Consider the following 22,839-nt stretch of genomic DNA (forward strand, 5'->3'; position numbering starts at 1 on the left):
ATAAGGCTGTCGTTAGTTGTTTCAGGGTGCCTTCTTCTCCGAATAGTTCGGGGGGCGTTTAGTCCTAAATTATTTGTAGATTTTTGAGTTTGTGGAAGCGCAACCCTTCAGGTTGCGCTTCCACAAATCATTTAGGATTGCTATATTATGCCTAGCTGTTTGGTACTTTAAATCTGTAATCGATTTGGTACGTTTTAATTTGTTAGTACTGTTGTTGGAGACTCCAAAGAATTTAGGTACAATGATTTAAGTTGTTTTTATGATTACGCGCTTGCTACTATCAGACATCTTTACTAAAAAGCGCAATTTGTCACTGCAATGCCTTCTGATTTGCCAGTTTGTGATTTTGATTGTGGGAATATCAGGAGTACTGGCATGGCTATCTTGGCGGAGTGAACAGGAGACGATCGCGAATTTAGTGGGACAACTACAAAATGAAATTAGCGATCGCATTGAGCAAAAACTTACTTCTTATTTGGAAACACCACATTTAATTAATAAAATCAATGCTGATGCTGTGCGACAAGGCATCTTAAAGACTCAAGGTCGATCTAGTGAAATCTATCTATGGCAACAAATCCAAAATTTCCCTACGGTTTCTTGGATTTATTATGGAGGGGAAAAAGACGGTGAATTTGTAGGTGTTAACCGCTTAGAGATAGAGAATAGCGACAAGAAAGAGTCATCAACTAATGGGAAGGAAAATCCAAGTTCATCTCTGCAACTAGCAATTAATCTTAACGGGTTGCAGCGCTATTATTACAGCCTTGATCAACAGGGGAATCGCGTTGAAAAGCGAGGTAAGCCAGAGTTTTATGATGCTCGTCAACGCCCTTGGTATCAGGCTGCATTAAAAACTAATCAGCCAATTTGGAGTTCCATTTATCAAGACTCTACCTTGCCTGAGCAGGTGATTACCGCAAGCTTGGCAGTCTATAACGCTCAAGGCGATCGAATTGGTGTGTTAGGGGCTGATCTTTCTTTAGAGAATCTATGCCAATTTTTAAGGGGATTACGGATTGGTAAGTCGGGGCAAGCTTTTATTATTGAGTCTTCAGGCTTGCTAGTTGCTAGTTCAACCATGGAAAATCCCTATGAGATTGGGAAGAATCCCCAAAAGCCAGAGAGATTATCAGTTAAAAATATCGATCAACCGATGATTCGGGCGACAGTTGGACAGTTAGAGCAACAGGTGGGGAGTCTATCACAAATTAAAAGTGAGCAAAGGTTACAGTTTTGGGCTGATGGGAAACATCTATTTCTGAAGGTAATACCCTACCAAGATCCACGTGGGATTAACTGGTTAATTGCTGTAGTCATGCCTGAAGCTGACTTTATGGAGCAGCTCGATGCGAAGCGACAAACAACAATTTTACTTACTTGTATAGCCTTAGGAAGTGCGATCACCTTAGGAGTTTTAACTACTCAATATATTAATAAATCACTGCTGAGACTAACTCTAGCAAGTCAAGCTTTAGCAAATGGGGAGCTAGAAAGGGAAGTCCCTCCTGTGCAGATCAAGGAACTCAATCTTCTTTCTCAAGCTTTCAATCAGATGGCAGTTCGTCTCAAACAAGCATTTACAGACATAGAGAAAGTTAATGAGGATTTGGAAACTCAGATCGCAGAGCGGACATCAGCATTGCGTGCATCGGAAGAACTCTTCTCTAAGGTCTTTTGGGCTTCGCCTTATCCCATTACAATTTCTAGTCGCCTTGATAAAAGAGTTATCGCCTTTAACGAGAGCTACTTATCGATTACGGAATATCTTAGAGAAGATTTGGATGGTAAGAAAGTTACAGAATTACCAACTTGGGTCAATTCTAAAGATCTTGCTCACATTGTCCAGACGTTAGATGCAAATGGCTCATTGCGTAACTATGAGATGAGTTATCGCAAGAAGTCACAGCAAATTTGCACTGCTCTGATCTCTTGTGAAACGATTACATTGAATGGGGAAAGCTGTGTTATTACTGTATTTAACGATATTAGCGATCGCAAACAAATAGAAAATGCTTTAAGTACAAGTGAAGAGAAATTTAGAAGTCTAGTTGCGAATCTCTCAGGAATTGTCTATCGCTGTGCCTGTAATCCTGAATGGAAGATGGAATTTCTAGGGGGAGCAGTTACGGAAATGACAGGCTATACATCAGAAGATTTTATCAATAATCAAACTCGAAGTTGGATGAGTATTATCCATCCTGAAGATCGTGAGATGGTTGAGAGAATTGTTCATGAAGGTTTAATTTGTCGAGAACCCTTTATTTTAGAATATCGGATTATTGATGCTCATGTGAATATCCGTTGGTTTTATGAAAAAGGGCAGGCAGTCTTCAATCGTGAATCTGAATTACTGTGGCTTGATGGCGCAATTTTTGATATTAGCGATCGCAAACAAGTTGAATCAGAACTATTAGAGAGAGTGCATTTTTCAATTTTAATGGCAGAAATTGGGGCTGCATCCAATCAACTAGATTCCTTAGAAGAAGTGCTGCAATCCTATGTGGAATCTCTATGGCGACATATGAATGTTGATTTTGCCCAGATTTGGACAGTCAATACCCTTGGTACTAATTTAGATTTACAGGCTAATGCGGGTCACTATAATCAAGAAGATAGCGATCGCTTAAGTAATTTAGTAGCTAGGGAAAAGATTTGGTCGATTACTCAAGGTAATTTTCAGCCACTTTTAACAGAGCAAATTTTAGCGGATTTGACGGATACTGAGCGAGAATGGCTAGATCAGCAAGGCATCATTTCCATTGCGGGATATCCTTTGCTATGGAGAGATAGAGTGATTGGGGTGATGCTCTTGGTTTCTCAGTCCCATTTAGATACTGATATCCATGCGATCGATTCCATTGCCAATGCGATCGCTCTAGGGATTGATCATAAACAGGCTGAAGAAAGACTCAAAGTAACCAATGCGGAAATGCGCGCCTTGTTTGCCGCTATGGATGAAGTGATATTAGTACGCGATCGCCAAGGTCGCATTCTCAAGATTCCTGAGACGCGCAAAAAACTGGGCTGGTTAACACCTAGCCAAGTAGTTGGTAAGCTTCCTTCAGAAATACTCAGTCCTGAACTATCGGATTTATTTATAAGTACAATCCAAAATGTTTTAGCAACCCAACAGACATTAAGTATCGAGTATAACCTCACAGATACGGAGCAGCCGATTTGGTGGAATGCCAGTATTTCGCCAATCGATCAGGAAACAGTGGTTTGGGTAGCCCGTGACATTAGCGATCGCAAACTCTTTGAACAACAACTTAAACAGGCAAAACAAGCTGCTGAAGCGGCGAGTCAAGCTAAAGGACAGTTTTTAGCAAGCATGAGCCATGAATTGCGGACACCCCTAAACGCTATTTTGGGATTTGCTCAACTCATGGCTCGTGATTCCTCCCTCAAAGATACCCATCACTCCTATCTCAAAATTATTCACAACAGTGGAGAGCATTTACTGGAATTAATTAACGATGTGCTCGATATGTCCAAGATTGAATCTGGAAGGATCACTCTAAATTTAACCAGCTTTGATCTACATCACCTCCTCGATACACTAGAAAAGATGTTTCGCCTTAGAGCCAGTGATAAAGGACTGCAATTAATCTTTAAGCGATCGCCACAGGTTCCTCAATGGATTAATGCAGATGAAGGTAAACTCCGACAGATTTTGATTAATCTCTTGAGCAATGCCATCAAATTTACTAACTATGGTTCTGTATTACTATCTACTGAAGTTAGCGAAATTGCTCAAGTAGAGCGAACAAGCCTAAGTGAAACCATCAGTAGCACCATAGAAACTAGTAGCGATGCCATCGATTCTCAGTCACAAAGTTTATTGAAATTTACCGTCGAAGATACTGGCGAAGGTATCCCCGCAACCCATCTAGAAAAAATATTTGAAGCTTTTGAACAAACGGAGCTAGGACGGCAAGCTAGCGAAGGTACTGGCTTAGGACTACCGATTAGTCTTAAATTTGCCCAATTTATGGGTGGCAAGATCTTAGTCAGTAGTAAATTAGGGCAGGGCAGTATTTTTCAAGTTGAACTGCCAGTCCAAATTCCTAAAACTTCGGGGATATCCAAGAAATTGCCCGATTTTTATATTATTGGCTTAGCCCCAAATCAGCCCGAATATCGTATCCTCGTTGTCGAAGACCGTTGGGAAAGTCGGCATTTTCTTGTGAAATTATTAGAGGCTGTGGGCTTTCAAGTCAAAGAGGCTGAGAATGGAGCAGAAGCGATCGCCATCTGGGAGGAATGGGAGCCGCACCTAATTTGGATGGATATGCGGATGCCAGTGATGGATGGTTATGAAGCTACGCGCCAGATTAAATCGCATTTAAAGGGGCAAGCAACAGTAATCATTGCCTTAACTGCTAGTGCCTTAGAAGAAGAAAAAGCGATTATCCTATCGGCAGGTTGTGACGATTTTGTGCGTAAGCCTTTTCGAGAAGCAGTCATTTTAGACAAACTCGCGGAATATTTGGGCGTAACCTATCTATACGAAACGGAAGACGATCACGATAATAGAAATAGCAAAAAAAATGATCTAGATACTTTAGAAGCCAATCTTAAAAATAATTTATCCCAAATGCCCGATGACTGGATTAGGCAACTGCAACAAGCAGCAACTCTTGCTGATAATGATTTGATTGCAGATTTAATTAAAGCTATTCCTATAAATAACACCGTTTTAATTCAGTCTTTAATCAGCCTTGTTGATAATTTTTGTTACAATCAAATTATGAATCTAGCGCAACAAGGTCTAGAAAAATAAATGCAAATCAAATTCTAGTCATTTGCATCAGCTTTCAAAAAATTTTATGGATATAGCTAACTAAATGACTAGGGAATACAGCGGTGACATCTTAATAGTTGACGATACGCCCAATAATCTACGTTTTTTATCAACAACCTTGACAGATCAAGGATATAAGGTGCGTAGTGTTACCGATGGTTTGATGGCGTTGACCGTGGCTCGGGCAGCAAAGCCCGATCTAATTTTGCTAGACATCATGATGCCAAATATTGATGGCTATGAAGTTTGTCAGCGACTTAAGGCAAATGAGCAAACCTGTGATATTCCTGTAATTTTCCTGAGTGCTTTGGATGAGGTACTAGATAAAGTCAAGGCTTTTACTGTGGGTGGGGTGGACTATATCACTAAACCCTTTCAGTTAGAAGAAGTCTTAGCACGTATTCAAACCCATTTAAGTTTAAGAGCTGCTCAAAAAGAAATTAGTCAGTTAAATGCAGAACTCGAACAGAGGGTCAGACAGAGAACTGCCCAACTAGAAAAAGAAATTGCTGAGCGATTACAGGCTCAAGAGCGGCTATTGCATTTAGCCCTGCATGATGTCCTGACGGGCTTGCCAAATCGCACTTGGTTTATGAAACGACTAGAGCAGCTACTGCAACAGGTCAATCAAAAAACAGGCTCACATTTTGCGGTTTTATTTTTAGATTGCGATCGCTTTCAGTCGGTGAATGACTCTTTAGGGCATTTAGTGGGCGATCAGTTACTAGTATCAATTGCTCGCCGCATTGAACTATGTTTACGTTCAGGCACGATGCTTTGTCGTTTAGGAGGAGATGAATTTACCGTCTTACTTCAAGATGTCAATGGCTTTGCTGAACCGATTAAAGTTGCTCAAGATATCCTGCGTGAACTAACGCCACCATTTCAAATTGGCGATTATCAAGTATTTACCAATGTCAGTATTGGGATTGTCATGGGCAATGACCTATACAAACAACCCGAACATATTCTGCGTGATGCCGATACGGCGATGTATCGGGCTAAGGCAAATGGGAAAGCTTGCTATCAAGTATTTGAGCCAACGATGCATTGCCATGCCCTCGACAGTTTTCAATTGGAATCTGATCTGCGGCAAGCCTTAGATCGCAATGAATTTGTGGCTTACTATCAGCCGATCGTTAACTTATCAACTGGCAAAATTGCTTCCTTTGAAGCTTTAGCACGTTGGCTCCATCCCGAAAAAGGTATCGTTTATCCCGATAAGTTTATTCCGCTCGCCGAAGATATGGGGCTAGTCATGGCGATCGATTTGTTTATATTGCGACAAGCTTGCCAGCAGTTGCATAATTGGCAAAGTTTAGGGCTAGCGGATCAATCGTTAACTGTAAGTGTGAATCTTTCGGTTAAGCATTTCATGAGTTTTAATTTGCTAGAACAGATTGAGCTAATTCTGCAAGAAACTGGCATAGATGGGCATTTCCTAAGATTAGAAATTACGGAAAGTGACATTATGCAAAATGCTGAATTTGCGGGCAAAATTATTGAGCAATTACAAAGGCGACATATTCAGCTAAGTATTGATGATTTTGGTACTGGCTATTCTTCATTAAGCTATCTGCATCGTCTACCGATTGATCACCTCAAAATTGATCGTTCTTTTGTGATGAGAATTGGTAAAAATGGCAAGAACACGGAGATTATTCGCGCAATCATTGCCCTAGCTAAAAGTTTAGGAATGTGCACGATCGCGGAGGGTGTAGAAACGCAAGAGCAGCTCGATCAAATTCGAGATTTAAACTGTGAATTTGGTCAAGGCTATTTGTTTTCTGCGCCTGTAGAAGCGGAAGTTGCTAAAGATTTGTTGAAAAGTTTAGGATAAGAAGTAATTGCAACCAACCTGACCTTAGATTATTACTTAGAAGCTTGCAAAGCATTAAGCTGATCATTTTGTTTATTTAGTTGATCATTTTGGCTACGGATGCGCCGTGATAATAGGCGAATAATATTAACAGCAATGTCAGGCGTTTCATCGATCGCCTCATACAACTGCTGCTGTGTGAGCACCAGACAATCACAATTAGAGATCGCCGTTACCGAAGCCGATCGCGGCTCGGCATCGAATAGTGACATTTCCCCAAAGCAACTACCCTTATCTAAAATTGCCAAATCCTTATCGCCAATATGCACGCGCACCTTACCCGCAACCACAATATATAGCGATCGCCCCTCTTGCCCCTGAGCAAAAATCATTTTGCCAGATGGGTATGACACCTCATTCATGATTGAAGCTAAACGCACCAAAAAATCGTCCCGTAATTCCTTGAAAATCGGAACGCCCCTTACCAATAACAACCGCTCAATACTGGTTAGCATTGCCTAAGACTCCCCATAACCACGTGGTTTGCCGCCGCTCATTCTGGCTCTAATCTCTGTATCTATGTCATGACCCTCTTGGGAATTATCACTTAGATTTAGGATGTTTTTACCATTATTTTGAAAATAATAGGAAATAGCCCTTGCTTGAGCCAAAACCAAGGGATCGCGATCTTTTAATAGCCGAGGCAAAATTTTGATTAGCGATCGTGGTGAAGCCACTTGCAAATAAGAAATCACTGCTTCCCTGACAAATCCCGTGGGATGTCCTAAACCCTTTAACATTGACTCCGCAGGTAAACTCCAGAATTGAGTTCGAGCCAAATGAAAGCAGCAAGCTAATGTCCAATCAGACAAACAATAGCTTAAATCTACAAGCTGCTGGAGTCGCTTAATCGGTGTTAATGGCCTGTAGGGATGAATCGTCCCCAATATGCTCAACTTATCGGATATGGAGCGATTGTCCACTACAGACAACAAAATTTGCTTAACACTCAAGTCAACCGTATTGTCCAAGATTTCCATACCGCGAGCGAGACTACTTTTCGTGCCAGAGATGATATTAAAGGAAGCAGCTTGAATTGCCGACGGGGGATATAGCAATTTCATGAGTAGGAAAATACGCTCTAAGCTGTCGATCGCCTCATTTTGCAAAGACTCTAACAATAGCTCGGTTTCTGGGGTCTCCAATTGTCTGAGTGAAATGTCCTCAATTCCTGACCAAGCCTCAGTCATGACTCCCAATTCTTGAATCACGATTTTTTCAATCCCACTGCGCCCGATCAGTTCCAGAATTGATTCAATACCTTGATCTTGGGGTATACGAATCAAGGCACGCAAAATTTGTCGCCGATGTTTGCCCCAAGACTTAGATAAATTACTAGCAAGGACAGAAATAGAAGATTGCGTCCCAATTTCTCCGAGAATGTCCCATGCTTGAATCCGCACATTGACAGGACTGCGATCGCTATGGGCAAGCTCTAGTAATGAACTAATCCCATCATCACCAAGATTGACTAAGGCTTTATAGGCGGCTTTCCGAGTAGCCTTGTAATGTAAGCCACGAACAATCGATGGAAAATATTCACTAGTACGGGTCGCAGCGATCGCCCTTAGCAAAGCACAACGCACCTCAATAGAAGGATCTTGTAATAGCTGCGGTACATAAAAGCGCAGAGACTGCATAAAAGCAGCTTCGGCAAGCGCCCGACAACCTAGTACCCGCTCAGGTTGTGACGAGCTAGTGATCATGTGCCGCAAAGTATTCGTAGCTTCAGCCACCTGTGACGAAGCTCCTAGCCGCATCATCAATGCTACGGCTGTACTACGGATAATCGGATTTTGTTCAGGACCCAAATAGGTGCGAAGACTATCAATATCGCGATTCTTTTCATCAGCTAGTAGGACATAACGTAAACACAAAGCTTGCACCTGTGGTGAAGCATTGGGAGATTGCATCACTTCATTGATATAGGGCAAATACTTAGGCTCAGGATTTTCCAGCATTGCCTCAATACTCTGAGCCTGCAAATCAGGAGTCATCTGCGACAGCATGGGGGCAAGGGATTCACCTACAGCTTGTGGCACAATTTGAGTTAAGAGATCAATACAAACTGACTGCTCTGTCTGAGTCTCGGCTCGAGTCATAGATTCAGACAATGCGCGTCGCAGTTCACGAGTATCAACCGTCAATAAACTAAACTGTCCTCTCTCCACACTTTGGATTAATAGTTCTAGGTATCCCCTTCTTAGCAACCAAATCACAGTTACCCAAATCAAGGCAACTATCACAATTACTGCCGCAAACCAATGGGAGGAAATTTCCGTTTCAATTCCTCCTTTTTTAAAAATTTCACCAACAATCCAGATCAAGATCCCCGCGCCGCCAGTGGCTAAGGGGTCGGCGATACCACGCACAAAGGATTGAATCCGACTCCGAAATTGATCAGGGATCGCCTGAAATAAAGTGGGTGCGGTTGCCGCCACAATCGTAAAACGAAACAATTCATCAAAGAACTTGAGGACTACAAATCCGATCAGTAATCCGAAAGGGGCAAATCCTGCTAAAGTCCCTGTGACAATAATCCCAATGGGGGGCATTAAAACCGCAAAAAACACGCCAATCCGCTCGATAATGCGGCTAGAGCCAAAAAGCTGGAGTGCTAACTTAAAAACCCCCATGATGCCGCCAAAAATGCCCAAAAAGCTGCCGATCGCTTCTTCAGTTTTTAGATGAATTTCTAGTTGAGTCTGATACTGAAACTCAATCATGAAAAACAAGACTTGGGCAGCAATAAAGAAGCCAAAGAGCAGCCAGACGTACTTGAGTAAATTGCCCTGTAGAGAACGCGCAGAAATATCACTATCTTCGTCAATGTTATAAACAGAGTTAGGAAAGGCTTGGCGATAGCGAGTACTCAAATAAAATAGCAATGCGGAGCCAATCAAGAGCATCACGCAAGTGGCAAGGGTCATATTGGGGACTCCCCCCAAACTCACCAAAAATGGATAGGAAAATCCGCCAACAATTTCGGCGACGATAATGCCTGTGGTAATCAGTGGGAATGCCCGTTTAATTTCACGAATATTAAATAGCTGATTTGCCGCGATGTCATTATTGATATTGCTAAGTACATAGATGCCCTCCACCCATAGGCGAATCCCAAATACAGATGCCATATATAAAAATGAGCCTTTTTGCATCAGTCCCATCCACACCAGTGGTAAGGGCAAGGCTAATAGGCAAGAGATCCCCAGCATTACCCAACGCAAGGGAAACAGTTTTTGCAGCCATGAGTAAAAAACGCCAAAGGTTGTTACCACAAATGCAGTGGCTATATATACCCAAGTCAGGTTTTCGGCTTTATAGGCTTCGAGAAATAGAGTAGAGCTAGAATACTCAAGCCATACTGCTCCGATCGATGTTGCACAATAAAATAAAAACATCAATAATGTGCGTTCAGCTTCATCTGGACGCAGATTGACGATTTTTAAAAAGCGGCGCATCGGTGAATTGGAGTCGGGAATGGCAGGTGCACTCATAGGTGATGGCGATCGTTTGACGATATGGTACTACAAGAACGCAAATCTGCAATGACAGCTATTTCTCCAATTACTTCAATTTCTCAAGGTCATCTCAATATCTGGGAAACTTGTCGGCGTAAGTATCAATATAGTTTTTTAGAGGTGCTGAGTTTACCAGAAGCCGATCTAGATCGCAAAGAAAAGTTGCAATTAGGTGCAAAGTTTCACTTGCTGATGCAGCAAAAAGAACTTGGGCTTGATGTATCGGCTTTGGCAGGCAGTGATGCTCAGTTACAAACATGGCTAAGTGCGTTTGAAAAATTGCCTCCTATGATGATTGCTGGTGATCGCCTTTGTGAGCATCGGCGGACTCTAGAGATATCTAGTGCAATATCGATGCATGATGATAGTGAGAATCGCGATCGCGATCAAGGTTATTTTGTCTTAACTGCAATTTACGACATGTTGATTCTGGGCGATCAACAAGCTCAAATCCTCGACTGGAAGACCCATCAAATAGCAATCCCTCCCCATACATTAAAAGCTAATTGGCAAACTCGCCTCTATTTATACCTATTAGCCCAAACGACAAAATACGACCCCGAGCAAATATCGATGACCTATTGGTTTGCTAATAGTGCTCAATCGGTAATTATTGAATATTCTCGATCTGAGCATGAGCGAACGGCAACCAAACTTCAACAAATTTTGCTTGAGATGTCCCAAGCACAGACATATCCCAAACTAGATTTGCATAGCCCTTCTTGTAAAAACTGTGAGTTTCGCGATCGTTGCGATCGCGGAGATTTCTTAACTGGCAATGTCCTCAATAATATTGAAGACATACCTGAGATTGCCATTTAGAATCGCTACTGTAATCACAAATTCGAAGGCAGAGAAGTCATTTTATGATTGCTTGATCTAAATACGCTTTTAGAGATAACAAGACCTAACAGGCAATCATTATTATTTGGCTTATTGGAAGTAATGGTAAAGATTCGAGATCGCCATATCAGACGATCGCTTGACTACATCTGCTTTTAAAGCTTTATGCCCTGAAGCTTGAGCGCCAATAAAAATATTGATTTAAGAACCTTGTAAATGGCTAATTATAGGTTCTAAATGACTTGGCAAATCGGGTGTAAAAATATCACTACACGGTTCTGTTACGAGTCCACTAAGATGTTCTACATCTCGAATTTTTCTTGTAAGTATCTGAATCAAAGATGCAGGCTTATCTAGTTCAAATATATCTTGTGCATCTAAGACAACTACTGTTTTACCAGTTCTGGCATGAAAAAGAGCTTGTCTTAGCCTTGCGTCACTAAGTTTTTGTTGCCTTTCTGTTTGACCTCTTTTAGGAAAACCTGTTGCACCATTCAAAGTAAAGAATATGCCTAGTCCAGTAGTGGTGAAAAGGTTAACCTCCATAAGACTACATAATCTTGCAAACTGCTGATCATTTACTTTTGCCTTAGTACACTTGGCTTCAACAACAATATCTCTTTGATTATCTTTCATATAAAGAAGTCTATAAAGCGGCTCCCATTCTTCTGTATCACCACTTACTAGAAGATCATACTGACAACTAGCCTGGAATTTAGACTAAGTTGATTAAGAGAATCAGAAAAAGAGCAGGAAAAAGTGACCCAGAAAACGGAGAACTGAGTAAAAGCAAGAGAGAGAAAAAGAGAATATTGAAAGTTAGGAATTAAGGTAGTCTTGATTGACCTTTTTCGAGCGAGAAGCTCGTTTTTTGACGACAGGAAAGCGAGAAAAAGGAGAACGCTTGCGTCCAGATTTCCAACCGAGAGACTTACCACGAGGTTGGGGAGAACAAGCAGGAGAGCCAATCCTGACCAAAAGTGCGGCAAAGCCCTGAGCGACTCGACCAAAATTAAGATTGGTTTGAGGTTTCTGCCAAGGCAAAGGAGTATCAATAACCAGTTGACGAGCCAACCACAATTGCCAAGAGAGTAAAGGCATAAGGTCACTCCAACGCAAAGCTTGCTGAGGAGTCAACAAATGGGGAAGAGTCCAATGTAATCTTTGTTTGGCAAAACGATACCAATGGTCGATGGCAAAACGACGTAAGTACAAGCGCCAAAGGGAGTCTAAAGTCGGCATCTGTTCACCCACCCAAGCTAACCACAAACCAGAGCAATGAGAATGTGTAACTCGAATAACTTGAATATGTCGTTGGGCTGCTTGCCGAAAGTGTAAGTTAGACCATTGCTGGATTTGCACCTGTCCAACCGTCTCATCTTCTAAGCTAAAAGTTGCCGATGGCTCTCCCCAACTATCAGCATTGGCAAGTTGGAATTTATCCCCATGCTTACGAGGACGACCATAACCACTGTAGGGCGCAGGGGCTTTGTATAAGCATCGGTTAGGACGTAGACGTATTAGTAAATCGGCAGGGATATCCTCAGTCAAATTCATAAAGACGGCACTGCCATATTCACTGTCGTAAGTAGCGATTGGTCTTACCGTTAAATCTCGACATACTTGACTCAGTTGGAATGCGGCTCTTTGCCCTGCTGTCTCAAAACTACTGATCCGCTCGTGACATAACGGGATTGCCCAACTCCCTGTCATCTCTGGTATCCATGCCAAGGTGCTGTAGTCATGCCCTAACACGATCGGTTTGTTCCCTTCTACCAAATTCGGTTGATGCACAAAACTCCTGTCTTTTAGCGTTTTGGCATGGGGTCTTCCCCATCCTGTATGGTCTCCTGCTAGCAAAGGGCGGATGTCTTTGGGTATTTGTTCCACACATAACCGTCTTATCTGCCTCGGTTGGGGCGACTGTCTTTTAATGATTCATACAGACTTGACCATTTTCTTCGATACACTGCGGATAACGATAATTCTACAAATGATTTCACTCTCGGACTGGTCAATACTGCATCCATCAAGTCAAATATTGCATCCCGTCCGTTCCCTAAAAATCTATATACCTGTTGACGAAAGTCTTGTAGTTTATCAATAATCATGGCTGTAGATGTCTCTTTACTTTTCATCTACTTTAGGCAGTTTGTATCTCTTTTACTCTGCCTTTTTTACCTTTTTTAGTCTAAACTCCAGAACTAGCAGAACAAAAACTTTTGATACTGGTTAAGCCTCTCAATCCACAGAATGTAAGAGCTACTATCTTCTCTAATAAATTGCCAGCATTTTTTCGTTGGGTATCTGTTGGAGCTGATTGACTGACAAAAGTGGTAAGAGAAGTTGCGAGAAAGTATACAGAGATTGAATTTGAGTAAAAAAGAGGCGTATGCTGTTTTTTGAAGAAAAAGGAGCATAGGACAAATGACCCAAAACGCCTCACGTATCTATAATGAACTAATAAAATTCGGGAGTCAATACAGCCAGTGGTCAGATGTGCGCCATTTGGGAGTAATGGCGTGGATGATGGTGGGAATGATCGCCACAGGGAGTGTGAATTTAACGAAGTGGTTAAGCCATATCAACACAAAAGCATTGATCGCCCAAAGCACGCAAAGACAACTATCAAGATGGCTGAACAATCCGCGCATAAATCCAGCTAAGCTATACAGTCCAGTAATCAAAGAGTTAATCGCTAAATGGAAAGAGCCAGAAATATATCTGAGTTTTGATACCAGTCAACTGTGGGAAGAATACAGCATGATCCGATTGTGTGTAGTTCATCAGGGAAGAGCTTTACCGTTATGTTGGCGTGTAATCAAACATCGCAGTAGTAGTGTGGAGATGAGTAGCTATCAAGACATGCTCAAACGCGCATCGAAACTGTTGCCCGTGAATGTCAAAGTAGTTTTATTAGCAGACCGAGCATTTGCTAATCCAGAACTGGTGCGCTATGTGTGGGAATTAAAATGGCAATGTCGGATTCGGATCAAGGGTAATTTCTGGATATATGCCCCAAGCATGGCTGGCAAACAGTCAAACAATTACATCTTCGTCTTGGTGAAGCTAAGTTGATCCACAATGTTAAAGTTCACAAAACTGAGTCCAAGCGTCTTACCGATGTGCATATTGCGGCGGCTTGGGAATCTGGGAGCCGAGAGTATTGGTATATTCTCAGTACTGAACCTACCACACTCCAAACTTTTTGGGAGTATGGTCTGAGATTCGATATTGAGGAGAATTTCTTGGATGATAAATCTAATGGCTTTGATTTAGAATCTTCGCGTTTACGTTCGGCTCCTGCCATTTCTCGCCTTTGTTTTGTGATAGCACTGACCACCTTGTTTTTTAACGGCTCAAGGACTGGCGGTTGCTGATTCTGGCTATCGTCGTTTGGTTGATCCTCATTGGTTTCGTGGGCTTAGTTATCTCAAGATTGGCTGGAACTGGATTCACACCGCTATCACTAAAAACTGGGCTTTCTTGCCTTTCTACTCTTTTACTTCTTATCTTGACTCTCACCCTGCTATTGCTTCTCGTCGAAAACATCTTCAGAAATTATTCCGCATTGAGTTCTATGCTTCTACTCTCGACTATGCTTCATAGACTTTTGTCAGTCAATCAGCTGTTGGAGATTTAATTAATATATAATCTTTAAGTTCTTGTAAATGTCCTGAGATCCTAGTGTCTGGTACATATAAATAAGATGCTATAGAATTTCTTGAAATTTCATCTTTTGGATTTAAAATCTTTATAGCCTTAAGTAAATTTACAATCAAGGCTCCTTGGTCTAAAGAATCTGACATATATTAAATAAATTCAATAGGTTCTTTGGCTATAGCAATTACATCAAAAGACATCTCGTCATAGTCTTCAATAGTTTCTCTACATTCAGGACAAGTCCAAGGTAAGGTAGGGAAACTGAGATCTTGCACCAATCTAAAAAAAGGTTGCAAAAAAAGTAGAGATGTGAAAAAAAGGGCGTAGTAGAAAATTCAATAACGATTATGGAAAGCATCGTTAAGTACGCCCAAGGGCTAGTGTATAGCCTAATTTGTCTGATGCCAAGTGTGTATCAAAAAGCAAGTCTGAATGCAATATTGGGACTATTCCTCGAAGCACAAGGGCATCCATATCCAGAACATACACAGATAAAATCAGCCAGTTCGTTAAGTCGATTTCTCAATCACTATAACTGGTCAACGAAAGGGTTGATTCGAGAAACAAGGCAGGCAGTTTTGGGACAAATCGCCAAGTATCGTCCATCGAAACAAGTGCCATTAAAGATACTGATAGACTTGACCACCCTAGAAAAAAGCGGCAAGTTTTTACATTTGAGTAATCCCCCTAAAGACGAACCTGACCCATGGGTGAGAATACTCAACGGCAAGCGAGGACTACATTTGGTTGTACTGTATCTGGTCTATGGAGAGTGGCGCGTACCGTGGAGTTTTAGAGTATGGCGAGGTAAAGGATACCCCAGTCCCTCTGACTTAGCCTGTAAATTATTGGGGACAGTCCCGAAGCAACTAACCCAAAACAGAACTGTGATTGTCCTTGCTGATACTGAGTTTAGTACCATCAAGTTTTTCAACTCTGTCCGAGTCAAGTCTTGGCGCATTGTTGTCGGTGTACGCAACAATCGTAAACTTCAAGATGGACGTACTGTCAAACAACTTTATCGCCATGGCAAACGTGGACAACAAGAGATGCTCGAAGGGCTAACTACGCCTTTGAGCATCTCTTGGTTCTGGCTCAAAAGAGCCGATAATAAACGTGAGTTACGCTTTGTTGTCTCTTCTCATCCTTATTCTGGTGCTTATCTGGTTATATTGGGGCGTAAGCGTTGGGCAATTGAGGGTTTCTTCAAAACCATCAAACATCGTTTTGGTTTGCATTGTTTTGGACAATCGACAAAACTTGGTGTTTACCGTTGGCTTATCCTCTCTCTCCTTGCTTATCTTTTGGCTCATTGGATTGATCAATGGTCGAGTCCTCCTATCTTGGATTGGAAAGCTACATCTGATTTAACTCTTTCAGTTTTATTCCCTTCTGTCCTTTGGTTGAAGCTTCTCCGATACATCCGAATTAATGCCGATATTGCTGCTCGTCATGGCTTTGAAATTGTTCTTAAACCTATTCCCATTTAGAATATTCAGGAATGGTGCAAGATCTGAGGAAACCTATCCCAAAGGGTATTGAACCTACAGAAGCTTCGCTGCAACTGTGATAAATAAGAAGACGATTACTGCATAGTCCCGAAGAGCCAAGGGCAATAACAACTGCATAAGCTTGAGGTAGTTTTAATCGGAGACTTATAACAAGCTCATGAGGCATTACTTTAGAATTTGGATTTCTAAACTTCTTACTCAGCTTTGTTTTTTGACTAGCGTCTAAGAAATTCAGTTTAGTCTCACAAGTAAATTGGTTCATACAAGCTACTCTAAATTGAGTTCCGCTAATAAAAACTTTAGCACTCCAGTACTACTTCCACATTCTTGATAACACTTTAGGTGCTGTAAAGAGTCTTGGTTATTAGAAAGTAGATCTAGTCCCAAATAGCAATGTACACGAAAAAGAGTTTCAACTTTTACTTTGTTTTCAACATCCTTATCAATATCAGCTAAGTACAGGACAAAAATTTAATGGAGTTAAAGAAGGCTTGAGAATTGAGATGTAAGTCAAAGATGATGTGACGAAGGAAATCAAAACCAAGGCGAAAAATGCTTTTAGGAAGACGACCGTGTTTTTTAGGCTTGAGGGGATTTAGTTGAGCCAACCAAAGCCCAGAAGAAAAAGCCCAACATAAAGCCAGAGTAAGCAAAGCAATTAGTTTGGAAAGACGTTCAGGATCTTGAAGATGAGTGGACTCCAAACAAAAGCCACGGGTTTTAAAGCACCCGAATAAAGTCTCAATAGCCCAACGCTTAGCATAGTCAGCAATAGCCGTATCAGGGTCATGAGTCGTCGCGACAATTAATAAATCGCCATCATCAAGACGCATAGCGGCTATACGAAGCCAATGGTTCCAAACCTTTCTGGGCTTGGACAATACTTTGGACTGACCAACTTGGAGGTCTTGAAAACAAATGTCGGCACGCAGTTTTTTCTGCCCGTCATTGAGCAAAGTATTTTTACGAATGCGGATACGAAAACGGTTACATGGTTCACACAACAAGTAATCTAACCAATCCTCACCGACAAACTCTCGGTCTGCACTCAAAAAGTCGATTTTGCGGTCTCCAAATATTTCCAGAAATCGATTACACAATTCACAGCGCTCACGGGTGTTTGAGTTACCTTTTTTGTCCAGCATCATCCATACCAACGGGAATGCAATACCGTAATGCACTATTCCCAATGTCAGCACATTAAACACGGTTTTACCGAATTCCCAATCGGTGCGGTCGATAGAAATTACCCAAGGTTCGGGGATTTGCATGACTTTGACGACCATGAGTGCGATCTTTTCATAGTCCACTTCAAAGTCTCGAAAAAATCTCTGTAACCTCTTATAGTGTGATTCGACTTTGGCATAACCACTAAATCCTGTGGCAATTTCAGCTAGGTTTACTGTCTTTACTCGCATTAGCGCGATCAAGAACATGGACACAAAGGCTAGTCTTGCTCTATTCCATTGCAGATGTTGCTGCAACTTTTCTCGGAATAGGTTAATCTCTTTCATAGGGGTTTTATTTACGATGTGGTTATCTTTTATAAAACCCCTCCCTGCCTACTTTTGCAACTTTTTGTCCTGTACTAAGCAATATCAGATGTATCTGCGATAGAGGTTTGTACATCTGATATCTTTTTAAGTCTAAACTCATAGGATTTAGTTCCCCATTCTCTAATAAGAGTATGTAAAATAGCTCTCTCAACTTGAAAAAGTTTTTGCGAATCATATGGAAAAGAATATTCCAATGAATCTAGAGCGGCTTCAGCCAAAGTCCGTGAAAGAGTCTTTAATCCTGAATCATCGATATCAACTTCATCATCATCCCCACTATGAGCATTTAAAGCTATACCTGATGATTTAGCTCTAACTCTTTTATGACTCCATTTGTATTGAGGTTTATCATACTTGTCCCAGAGTTTATAAAGAAGAAGATCTTCAAGTGCTGGATGCTCCCATTTAGCTCCAAGAATTGTTGCAAGATCTTTAAATAATCCTTGGATATATAGCCAAAAAGGAAATTGGCTTCTAGAATCCTTTTTCTCTTCACTTGTATTAGAGAATCCATCCCAGCTAAGTGCAACATATTTTTCGCCAACTTCAGCTATTACTGGCCAGCGTATATAAGCAATATCAAAGGTTTTAGTATTATCTTCTTCACCGCATTCTCTGGGAATGAAATGTTCTACACGACAGGTGTAGATGTACCAAACTTTAGAGCTTGCAGGCTCTCTAATTGGTCCATACCATCCTGACTCACCAAAAGAGAAAAGTAAATCTCTAGGATTTTTGAGTTGAGGTATCTCTGAATGCTTACCCTGCATAAGAGATAGCCAAACTCTTGGTTTCTGTACATATTTAATCAGCAAGTCGTTATAGTCTAGTTCTTTATGTTCGATTGCTCCAGCTATATTAATTGCATAACCTTCTTTCGTTTTTAAGTCACTTCTTCTAAAAACATTAAAGCTTTTTAGGAAGTCAACTGTAAATTCTGGACTAGATAAAAATTTTTGACAAAAAGGATAACCTTCTAAATAGCCCACATCAAGAAATGCATCTGGATTTTTTAGCTTTACAGTCATTTATTAACCACATATCTAAATTATTAGCTATATACTAGCTTCTAAGCAAATATTTGACTATAATGCAAGAGATTAATTCTTTAAAAATTTAGTTTTAATTTGCAAAATATTATTTTGGGGATTTAAACAAAATTAATCTCTCTGAGATTAAATATAATTTACTTAACCCAAATAGTTAGGAGTTACCAATAAAAGCAATTAGCAAACAATACCTTACGGAATTTGACTATTATCAAAAGATCCTTGTACGTCTAGAAGAACTAGAATAAATTTATGCCTTTGTCCTAGCCGAAGAATCACAAGATGAAGCTATCTCATTTGCTCAAGCGATCATCGCTTAGAACTTGAGGAGAGGAAGCAAAGCTCAGAAGGCGATCGCTTACGTTCTCTAATCTCTAGCAAAAAAAGAATTTGAAAGCACTTTAAGGAAATAAACAACCATTCTCAAAAGTTGTTTTACAAATCAGAAACTATACCCTGTGCTGCAATCCAAGCCGTAGTCCAAGCATTCTGAAAATTAAAACCACCCGTTACCCCATCAATATCTAAAATTTCTCCTGCAAAAAATAAACCAGAACAAATCTTACTTTCCATAGTCTGAAAATTCACATCCTGCAAGCGAATTCCGCCACAGGTGACAAACTCTTCCTTAAATACACCTTTACCCGCGATCGCATATTCACTCGCATTCAACACATTCACAATTTGCTGAAGCGCTTTATTAGAAATATCTGCCCAACGTTTTTCTAGTTCCACTTCCGCTTTATCAAGAAGATATTCCCAGAGTCGTAGGGAAATTTCAAAGGGACAGTAATTAGAAATAAATTTCTTGGGTTGATCGGCTTTCGCCGTGAGGAGGATTTGTTTAATCGCTTCTACTTTTAAAGATGGAATCCAATTGACGGCTAATTTTGCTTGATAGTTACATTCATGGAGTTCTCGCGCCGCCCATGCTGACAGCTTCAGGACTGCGGGACCACTAAGTCCCCAATGGGTGATTAATAAAGCCCCTGACTGCTCTAAGGGATTACGGCTTGATTTTTTCTTCTCAGAACTAGCAGCACTAATTAATTTAACGGTAGCAGGATTGACGCTGACTCCTGCAAGTTCATGCAGTTTAGAATCTTTGATATTAAAGGTAAATAGGGAAGGAACAGGCGGCTCAAGGTCATGACCTAGCGATCGCGCGATCGCATAGCCCGATGGACTACTACCTGTGGCAAGCAATAGGCGATCGCAGATTATATTTTCCCCATTTTTGAGGATCACATCAAACTTGCGATCGCCTAGATGTTCAATTTTTTGGACTACAACATTAGTACGAAGATTAACACCAGCCTTTTTGGCAGCAAACATCAAGGCTTCCACAATCGTTTCCGAATCATCGGTAATGGGAAACATCCTGCCATCGGCTTCTGTTTTAAGCTTCACTCCTTCATGATTAAACCAGCGCACGACATCTAAGGGTTGAAATTTGGAGAAGGCTCCTCGTAAGGCTTTACCACCTCTAGGATAGTTTTGGACTAATTGCGAAGGTTCAAAACAATGGTGGGTTACATTACAACGACCTCCTCCCGAAATCCTGACTTTTGCTAGAGGTTGCCGCCCTGCCTCCAAGAGGGTAACGCGAGTATGGGCAGCCTGCGCCGCATGGATTGCACCAAAAAATCCTGCTGCTCCACCACCGATTACTACAACTTCTGTACTTGCCATATTATTCTCTTTACAATTATCTAGAAGAAAGTGGTGCAAAGCACCACTTTCTTCTATTAATAGATGGTGCTTCGCGCCACTTTCTTAATCTTTCTTGGGACGACAGGACTGGAAAATATTGATTACTTCTTTGGGAACTTGCTTAGTTTCCCTCGCGGCAGTGTCGATTTTGAGAAATTCAGAAAAGGTATATTGCGATCGCAATTTATCTAAACTGCAAGTACAGAACTCCTTACTATTCGTAAATCCACAACCCTTCATAAAGGTTTTCACTACTTCTTGCGGATATTCATACTTTTCTTGTTTAGGAGTTTGAGTCTCTTGGGAATTTACCGCCGCCGAAATACCACCATTAATTAGTAAAAATGTGCTTAGAAAGAGAAATAGATGATGGCGCATATTTGAGTAGTAGCTTGCTTAATCCGTAGGGTCATTATATAGCCTTTGCCAATAAATCAAGGCGGCACAATGCGCCGCCTTGATCGTAATTTCTATCATCAGGATGACTGCATAGATCGCAATTTCGTGACAACATCTATATAGCCATCCTGTTTTGCCTGAGCGTTTGAATGAAATCTCCTGACCGTTTACTAATTGTTGATGATGTGCCAGACAATCTATTTCTTGTTCGCACAATTCTCGAAGAAGAGGGATACGAGATCATCGCAGCATCTAATGGTCATGAGGCATTAAAAATTATTGAATCTGAGCCAATTGACTTGGTATTGCTAGATGTGATGATGCCCCTCATGGATGGCTATGAGGTGACTCGCCGCATCAGAGCGATGAAGGACTTGCCATTCATTCCCATTTTATTAATTACGGCTTATGATCGCGCTAATGCTGTTAAGGGCTTAGACCTCGGCGCAGATGAATTTATTCGGAAACCGATTGAGGCGGATGAACTCTTGGCAAGGGTGCGATCGCTACTGCGGTTAAAACATAGTATTGCTGAACGCGATCGCATTGATCGCCAACGACAGGATTTTGTATCACGACTGACCCATGACTTGCGGACTCCACTTGTGGCGGCGGATCGGATGTTGGGACTGTTACAAGATGGTGTACTAGGGGAGATTTCGCCGCAAATTGGGGAAGCATTGACAATTATGGGGCGCAGCAATCGCAATTTGCTGGAAATGGTGAATAAGCTCCTTGATGTCTATCGCTACGAGTCAGGCAGTAAGACTATTAATTTACAGCCATTAAATTTGCAGGAATTACTTGAACAAGTGGTAGAGGAACTCAAGCCGATCGCCATTTCTAAAAACCTAGAACTCATTGCTGAGCTAAATCAAACAGCTACAGTCAAAGGCGATCGCCTCGAACTATTGCGAGTATTTAATAATTTAATTGGCAATGCCCTGAAATTTACCGAAGTGGGAAAAGTTCATGTTAGCCTAAAGCTAGCTCAAAATGAGGCGCATCAATCTGAGGCAATTATTGCGATCGCGGACACTGGTGCGGGTATTCCGATTGACGAGCAACCATTCTTGTTCCAAAGATTTCGCCAAGGCAACCATCAAAAACAAGGTAGCGGCTTAGGTCTATACCTATCGCACTATATTATTAGCGCCCATGATGGCAAAATTCTGGTCAAATCGCCCAATCTTGACACTCAGCAAGGTTCTACTTTCTTTGTGCATTTACCCATTATTTAAAAATTAAAATTTCAAAATCAAAAATTTTGGCAAAGCTGAAATTCTTTGGTTTTATATTTACCGATCAATCATGAGTACCCATCAAATTCAGTACGACACTCTCCTTAGCCATTACAGCAATCCTCTCGAATCAATTACGCTTTTACGGCAGTATCGCCCATATTTTGAGCTAATTCCTAGTCTGCGTCGTCCCATTGATAGTTTAATTTCAATTCCATTTCCAGTAGTCCAAATTACTAGTCCCAACCTGACCCAAAATCATGTTCGCTTAGAATGTGACCTAGCTTTGATTATGTGTGATCCTGACTGGAAAGTAAAAACTGGTCAAGAAATTTTTGTGTTCATCCATCGCCCTAACGAAGATTACTCATCACTTCTAAAACGTTGGCGACAAGTGGAAGTCATGCTGGGGGAAGAATATTACTGGCTTTTGCCTTGGAAACATCGCAGTATTATTAGCGATCGCGGCGAATCTCACTATCCGTTATTCGTGACCCTCGACTATTCCCCAAGTCGAATTAGTAAAGGTTTAGAAGGCGCATCTCTCCCTCATGTAAAGGTGTCCACTCCAGTTATCGAATTACCACCTGATACTGAAGAAAATCAAGAAGATCATATTTGCGATCCCACCGAATAAAAAATCAAATTAAAAAGAGG

At 41.2% G+C, this 22,839-nt stretch carries 18 protein-coding genes and 1 pseudogene; 9 read left to right on the forward strand and 10 right to left on the reverse strand.

Going from position 1 to position 22,839, the window contains the following annotated elements:
• The first annotated feature begins 259 nt into the window (after positions 1-259).
• Together HC246_RS17345 and HC246_RS17350 are read left to right on the forward strand one after the other, a co-directional pair.
• Positions 260-4,786, forward strand: a complete 4,527-nt coding sequence (locus HC246_RS17345; RefSeq protein WP_169364732.1) for a PAS domain S-box protein — start codon at positions 260-262, stop codon at positions 4,784-4,786.
• A 64-nt stretch (positions 4,787-4,850) separates the two neighbouring features.
• Positions 4,851-6,647 (forward strand): EAL domain-containing response regulator, encoded by a 1,797-nt coding sequence (locus HC246_RS17350; RefSeq protein ID WP_169364733.1) that lies wholly within the window; start codon positions 4,851-4,853, stop codon positions 6,645-6,647.
• 32 nt (positions 6,648-6,679) lie between these two features.
• On the opposite strand, the gene HC246_RS17355 is transcribed toward HC246_RS17350, so the two are convergent.
• Positions 6,680-7,141: a Crp/Fnr family transcriptional regulator gene (locus HC246_RS17355; RefSeq protein ID WP_169364734.1), complete on the reverse strand. Its 462-nt coding sequence runs from the start codon at positions 7,139-7,141 to the stop codon at positions 6,680-6,682.
• A gap of 3 nt (positions 7,142-7,144) precedes the next feature.
• Positions 7,145-10,183, reverse strand: a complete 3,039-nt coding sequence (locus HC246_RS17360; RefSeq protein WP_169364735.1) for a HEAT repeat domain-containing protein — start codon at positions 10,181-10,183, stop codon at positions 7,145-7,147.
• Positions 10,184-10,207: 24 nt separating this feature from the next.
• Between HC246_RS17360 and HC246_RS17365 the strand changes: the two genes are divergently transcribed.
• On the forward strand, positions 10,208-11,029 hold the full coding sequence (locus HC246_RS17365; RefSeq protein WP_169364736.1) for a PD-(D/E)XK nuclease family protein: 822 nt from the start codon (positions 10,208-10,210) through the stop codon (positions 11,027-11,029).
• A 222-nt stretch (positions 11,030-11,251) separates the two neighbouring features.
• On the opposite strand, the gene HC246_RS17370 is transcribed toward HC246_RS17365, so the two are convergent.
• Positions 11,252-11,686: a hypothetical protein gene (locus tag HC246_RS17370; RefSeq protein WP_169364737.1), complete on the reverse strand. Its 435-nt coding sequence runs from the start codon at positions 11,684-11,686 to the stop codon at positions 11,252-11,254.
• 183 nt (positions 11,687-11,869) lie between these two features.
• Positions 11,870-13,161: pseudogene (locus tag HC246_RS25985) on the reverse strand (NF041680 family putative transposase).
• Between the two features lie 316 nt (positions 13,162-13,477).
• Here HC246_RS25985 and HC246_RS17380 point away from each other — a divergent pair.
• The 3 genes from HC246_RS17380 to HC246_RS25590 are packed head-to-tail and all read left to right on the forward strand — an operon-like array spanning position 13,478 to position 14,659.
• Entirely contained in the window at positions 13,478-14,128 is a 651-nt protein-coding gene (locus tag HC246_RS17380) for a hypothetical protein (protein ID WP_169364268.1), read from the forward strand.
• Positions 14,125-14,430, forward strand: a complete 306-nt coding sequence (locus HC246_RS25585) for a hypothetical protein (protein WP_211167837.1) — start codon at positions 14,125-14,127, stop codon at positions 14,428-14,430. The genes HC246_RS17380 and HC246_RS25585 overlap by 4 nt, the downstream gene beginning before the upstream one ends.
• A 16-nt stretch (positions 14,431-14,446) precedes the next feature.
• Positions 14,447-14,659: a hypothetical protein gene (locus HC246_RS25590; RefSeq protein WP_225903042.1), complete on the forward strand. Its 213-nt coding sequence runs from the start codon at positions 14,447-14,449 to the stop codon at positions 14,657-14,659.
• A gap of 11 nt (positions 14,660-14,670) precedes the next feature.
• Here HC246_RS25590 and HC246_RS17390 read toward each other — a convergent pair whose 3' ends face one another.
• Together HC246_RS17390 and HC246_RS17395 are read right to left on the reverse strand one after the other, a co-directional pair.
• The gene (locus HC246_RS17390; protein WP_169364738.1) at positions 14,671-14,859 is read right to left on the reverse strand and encodes a hypothetical protein; all 189 of its coding nucleotides are present in this window, start codon (positions 14,857-14,859) and stop codon (positions 14,671-14,673) included.
• A gap of 3 nt (positions 14,860-14,862) precedes the next feature.
• Positions 14,863-15,009: a hypothetical protein gene (locus HC246_RS17395; RefSeq protein ID WP_169363899.1), complete on the reverse strand. Its 147-nt coding sequence runs from the start codon at positions 15,007-15,009 to the stop codon at positions 14,863-14,865.
• 51 nt (positions 15,010-15,060) lie between these two features.
• Here HC246_RS17395 and HC246_RS17400 point away from each other — a divergent pair, with 51 nt between their 5' ends.
• On the forward strand, positions 15,061-16,203 hold the full coding sequence (locus HC246_RS17400; RefSeq protein ID WP_225903043.1) for a transposase: 1,143 nt from the start codon (positions 15,061-15,063) through the stop codon (positions 16,201-16,203).
• A gap of 473 nt (positions 16,204-16,676) precedes the next feature.
• On the opposite strand, the gene HC246_RS17405 is transcribed toward HC246_RS17400, so the two are convergent.
• The 4 genes from HC246_RS17405 to HC246_RS17420 form a co-directional block, all read right to left on the reverse strand.
• Positions 16,677-17,738: an IS4 family transposase gene (locus HC246_RS17405; protein ID WP_169362074.1), complete on the reverse strand. Its 1,062-nt coding sequence runs from the start codon at positions 17,736-17,738 to the stop codon at positions 16,677-16,679.
• Positions 17,739-17,812: 74 nt separating this feature from the next.
• On the reverse strand, positions 17,813-18,808 hold the full coding sequence (locus HC246_RS17410; RefSeq protein WP_169364739.1) for a hypothetical protein: 996 nt from the start codon (positions 18,806-18,808) through the stop codon (positions 17,813-17,815).
• A 456-nt stretch (positions 18,809-19,264) separates the two neighbouring features.
• On the reverse strand, positions 19,265-20,521 hold the full coding sequence (locus tag HC246_RS17415) for a BaiN/RdsA family NAD(P)/FAD-dependent oxidoreductase (protein ID WP_169364740.1): 1,257 nt from the start codon (positions 20,519-20,521) through the stop codon (positions 19,265-19,267).
• Positions 20,522-20,605: 84 nt separating this feature from the next.
• Positions 20,606-20,920: a hypothetical protein gene (locus HC246_RS17420; protein ID WP_169364741.1), complete on the reverse strand. Its 315-nt coding sequence runs from the start codon at positions 20,918-20,920 to the stop codon at positions 20,606-20,608.
• 170 nt (positions 20,921-21,090) lie between these two features.
• Here HC246_RS17420 and HC246_RS17425 point away from each other — a divergent pair, with 170 nt between their 5' ends.
• The gene (locus HC246_RS17425; RefSeq protein ID WP_169364742.1) at positions 21,091-22,182 is read left to right on the forward strand and encodes a sensor histidine kinase; all 1,092 of its coding nucleotides are present in this window, start codon (positions 21,091-21,093) and stop codon (positions 22,180-22,182) included.
• 70 nt (positions 22,183-22,252) lie between these two features.
• Entirely contained in the window at positions 22,253-22,819 is a 567-nt protein-coding gene (locus HC246_RS17430; protein ID WP_169364743.1) for a hypothetical protein, read from the forward strand.
• The last annotated feature ends 20 nt before the right edge of the window (positions 22,820-22,839 follow it).

Source organism: Pseudanabaena yagii GIHE-NHR1 (genome assembly GCF_012863495.1).
GTDB classification, from domain to species: domain Bacteria; phylum Cyanobacteriota; class Cyanobacteriia; order Pseudanabaenales; family Pseudanabaenaceae; genus Pseudanabaena; species Pseudanabaena yagii.

Excerpts from the sequence above, each read along its gene's own strand:
- HC246_RS17415 (WP_169364740.1), bottom strand. The coding sequence starts at position 20,521 with ATGGCAAGTACAGAAGTTGTAGTAATCGGTGGTGGAGCAGCAGGATTT.
- HC246_RS17430 (WP_169364743.1), top strand. The coding sequence starts at position 22,253 with ATGAGTACCCATCAAATTCAGTACGACACTCTCCTTAGCCATTACAGC.
- HC246_RS17420 (WP_169364741.1), bottom strand. The coding sequence starts at position 20,920 with ATGCGCCATCATCTATTTCTCTTTCTAAGCACATTTTTACTAATTAAT.
- HC246_RS17390 (WP_169364738.1), bottom strand. The coding sequence starts at position 14,859 with ATGTCAGATTCTTTAGACCAAGGAGCCTTGATTGTAAATTTACTTAAG.
- HC246_RS17360 (WP_169364735.1), bottom strand. The coding sequence starts at position 10,183 with ATGAGTGCACCTGCCATTCCCGACTCCAATTCACCGATGCGCCGCTTT.
- HC246_RS17405 (WP_169362074.1), bottom strand. The coding sequence starts at position 17,738 with ATGAAAGAGATTAACCTATTCCGAGAAAAGTTGCAGCAACATCTGCAA.
- HC246_RS17410 (WP_169364739.1), bottom strand. The coding sequence starts at position 18,808 with ATGACTGTAAAGCTAAAAAATCCAGATGCATTTCTTGATGTGGGCTAT.
- HC246_RS17355 (WP_169364734.1), bottom strand. The coding sequence starts at position 7,141 with ATGCTAACCAGTATTGAGCGGTTGTTATTGGTAAGGGGCGTTCCGATT.
- HC246_RS17350 (WP_169364733.1), top strand. The coding sequence starts at position 4,851 with ATGACTAGGGAATACAGCGGTGACATCTTAATAGTTGACGATACGCCC.
- HC246_RS17365 (WP_169364736.1), top strand. The coding sequence starts at position 10,208 with ATGGTACTACAAGAACGCAAATCTGCAATGACAGCTATTTCTCCAATT.
- HC246_RS17345 (WP_169364732.1), top strand. The coding sequence starts at position 260 with ATGATTACGCGCTTGCTACTATCAGACATCTTTACTAAAAAGCGCAAT.
- HC246_RS17400 (WP_225903043.1), top strand. The coding sequence starts at position 15,061 with ATGGAAAGCATCGTTAAGTACGCCCAAGGGCTAGTGTATAGCCTAATT.
- HC246_RS17370 (WP_169364737.1), bottom strand. The coding sequence starts at position 11,686 with ATGAAAGATAATCAAAGAGATATTGTTGTTGAAGCCAAGTGTACTAAG.
- HC246_RS17425 (WP_169364742.1), top strand. The coding sequence starts at position 21,091 with ATGAAATCTCCTGACCGTTTACTAATTGTTGATGATGTGCCAGACAAT.
- HC246_RS17380 (WP_169364268.1), top strand. The coding sequence starts at position 13,478 with ATGACCCAAAACGCCTCACGTATCTATAATGAACTAATAAAATTCGGG.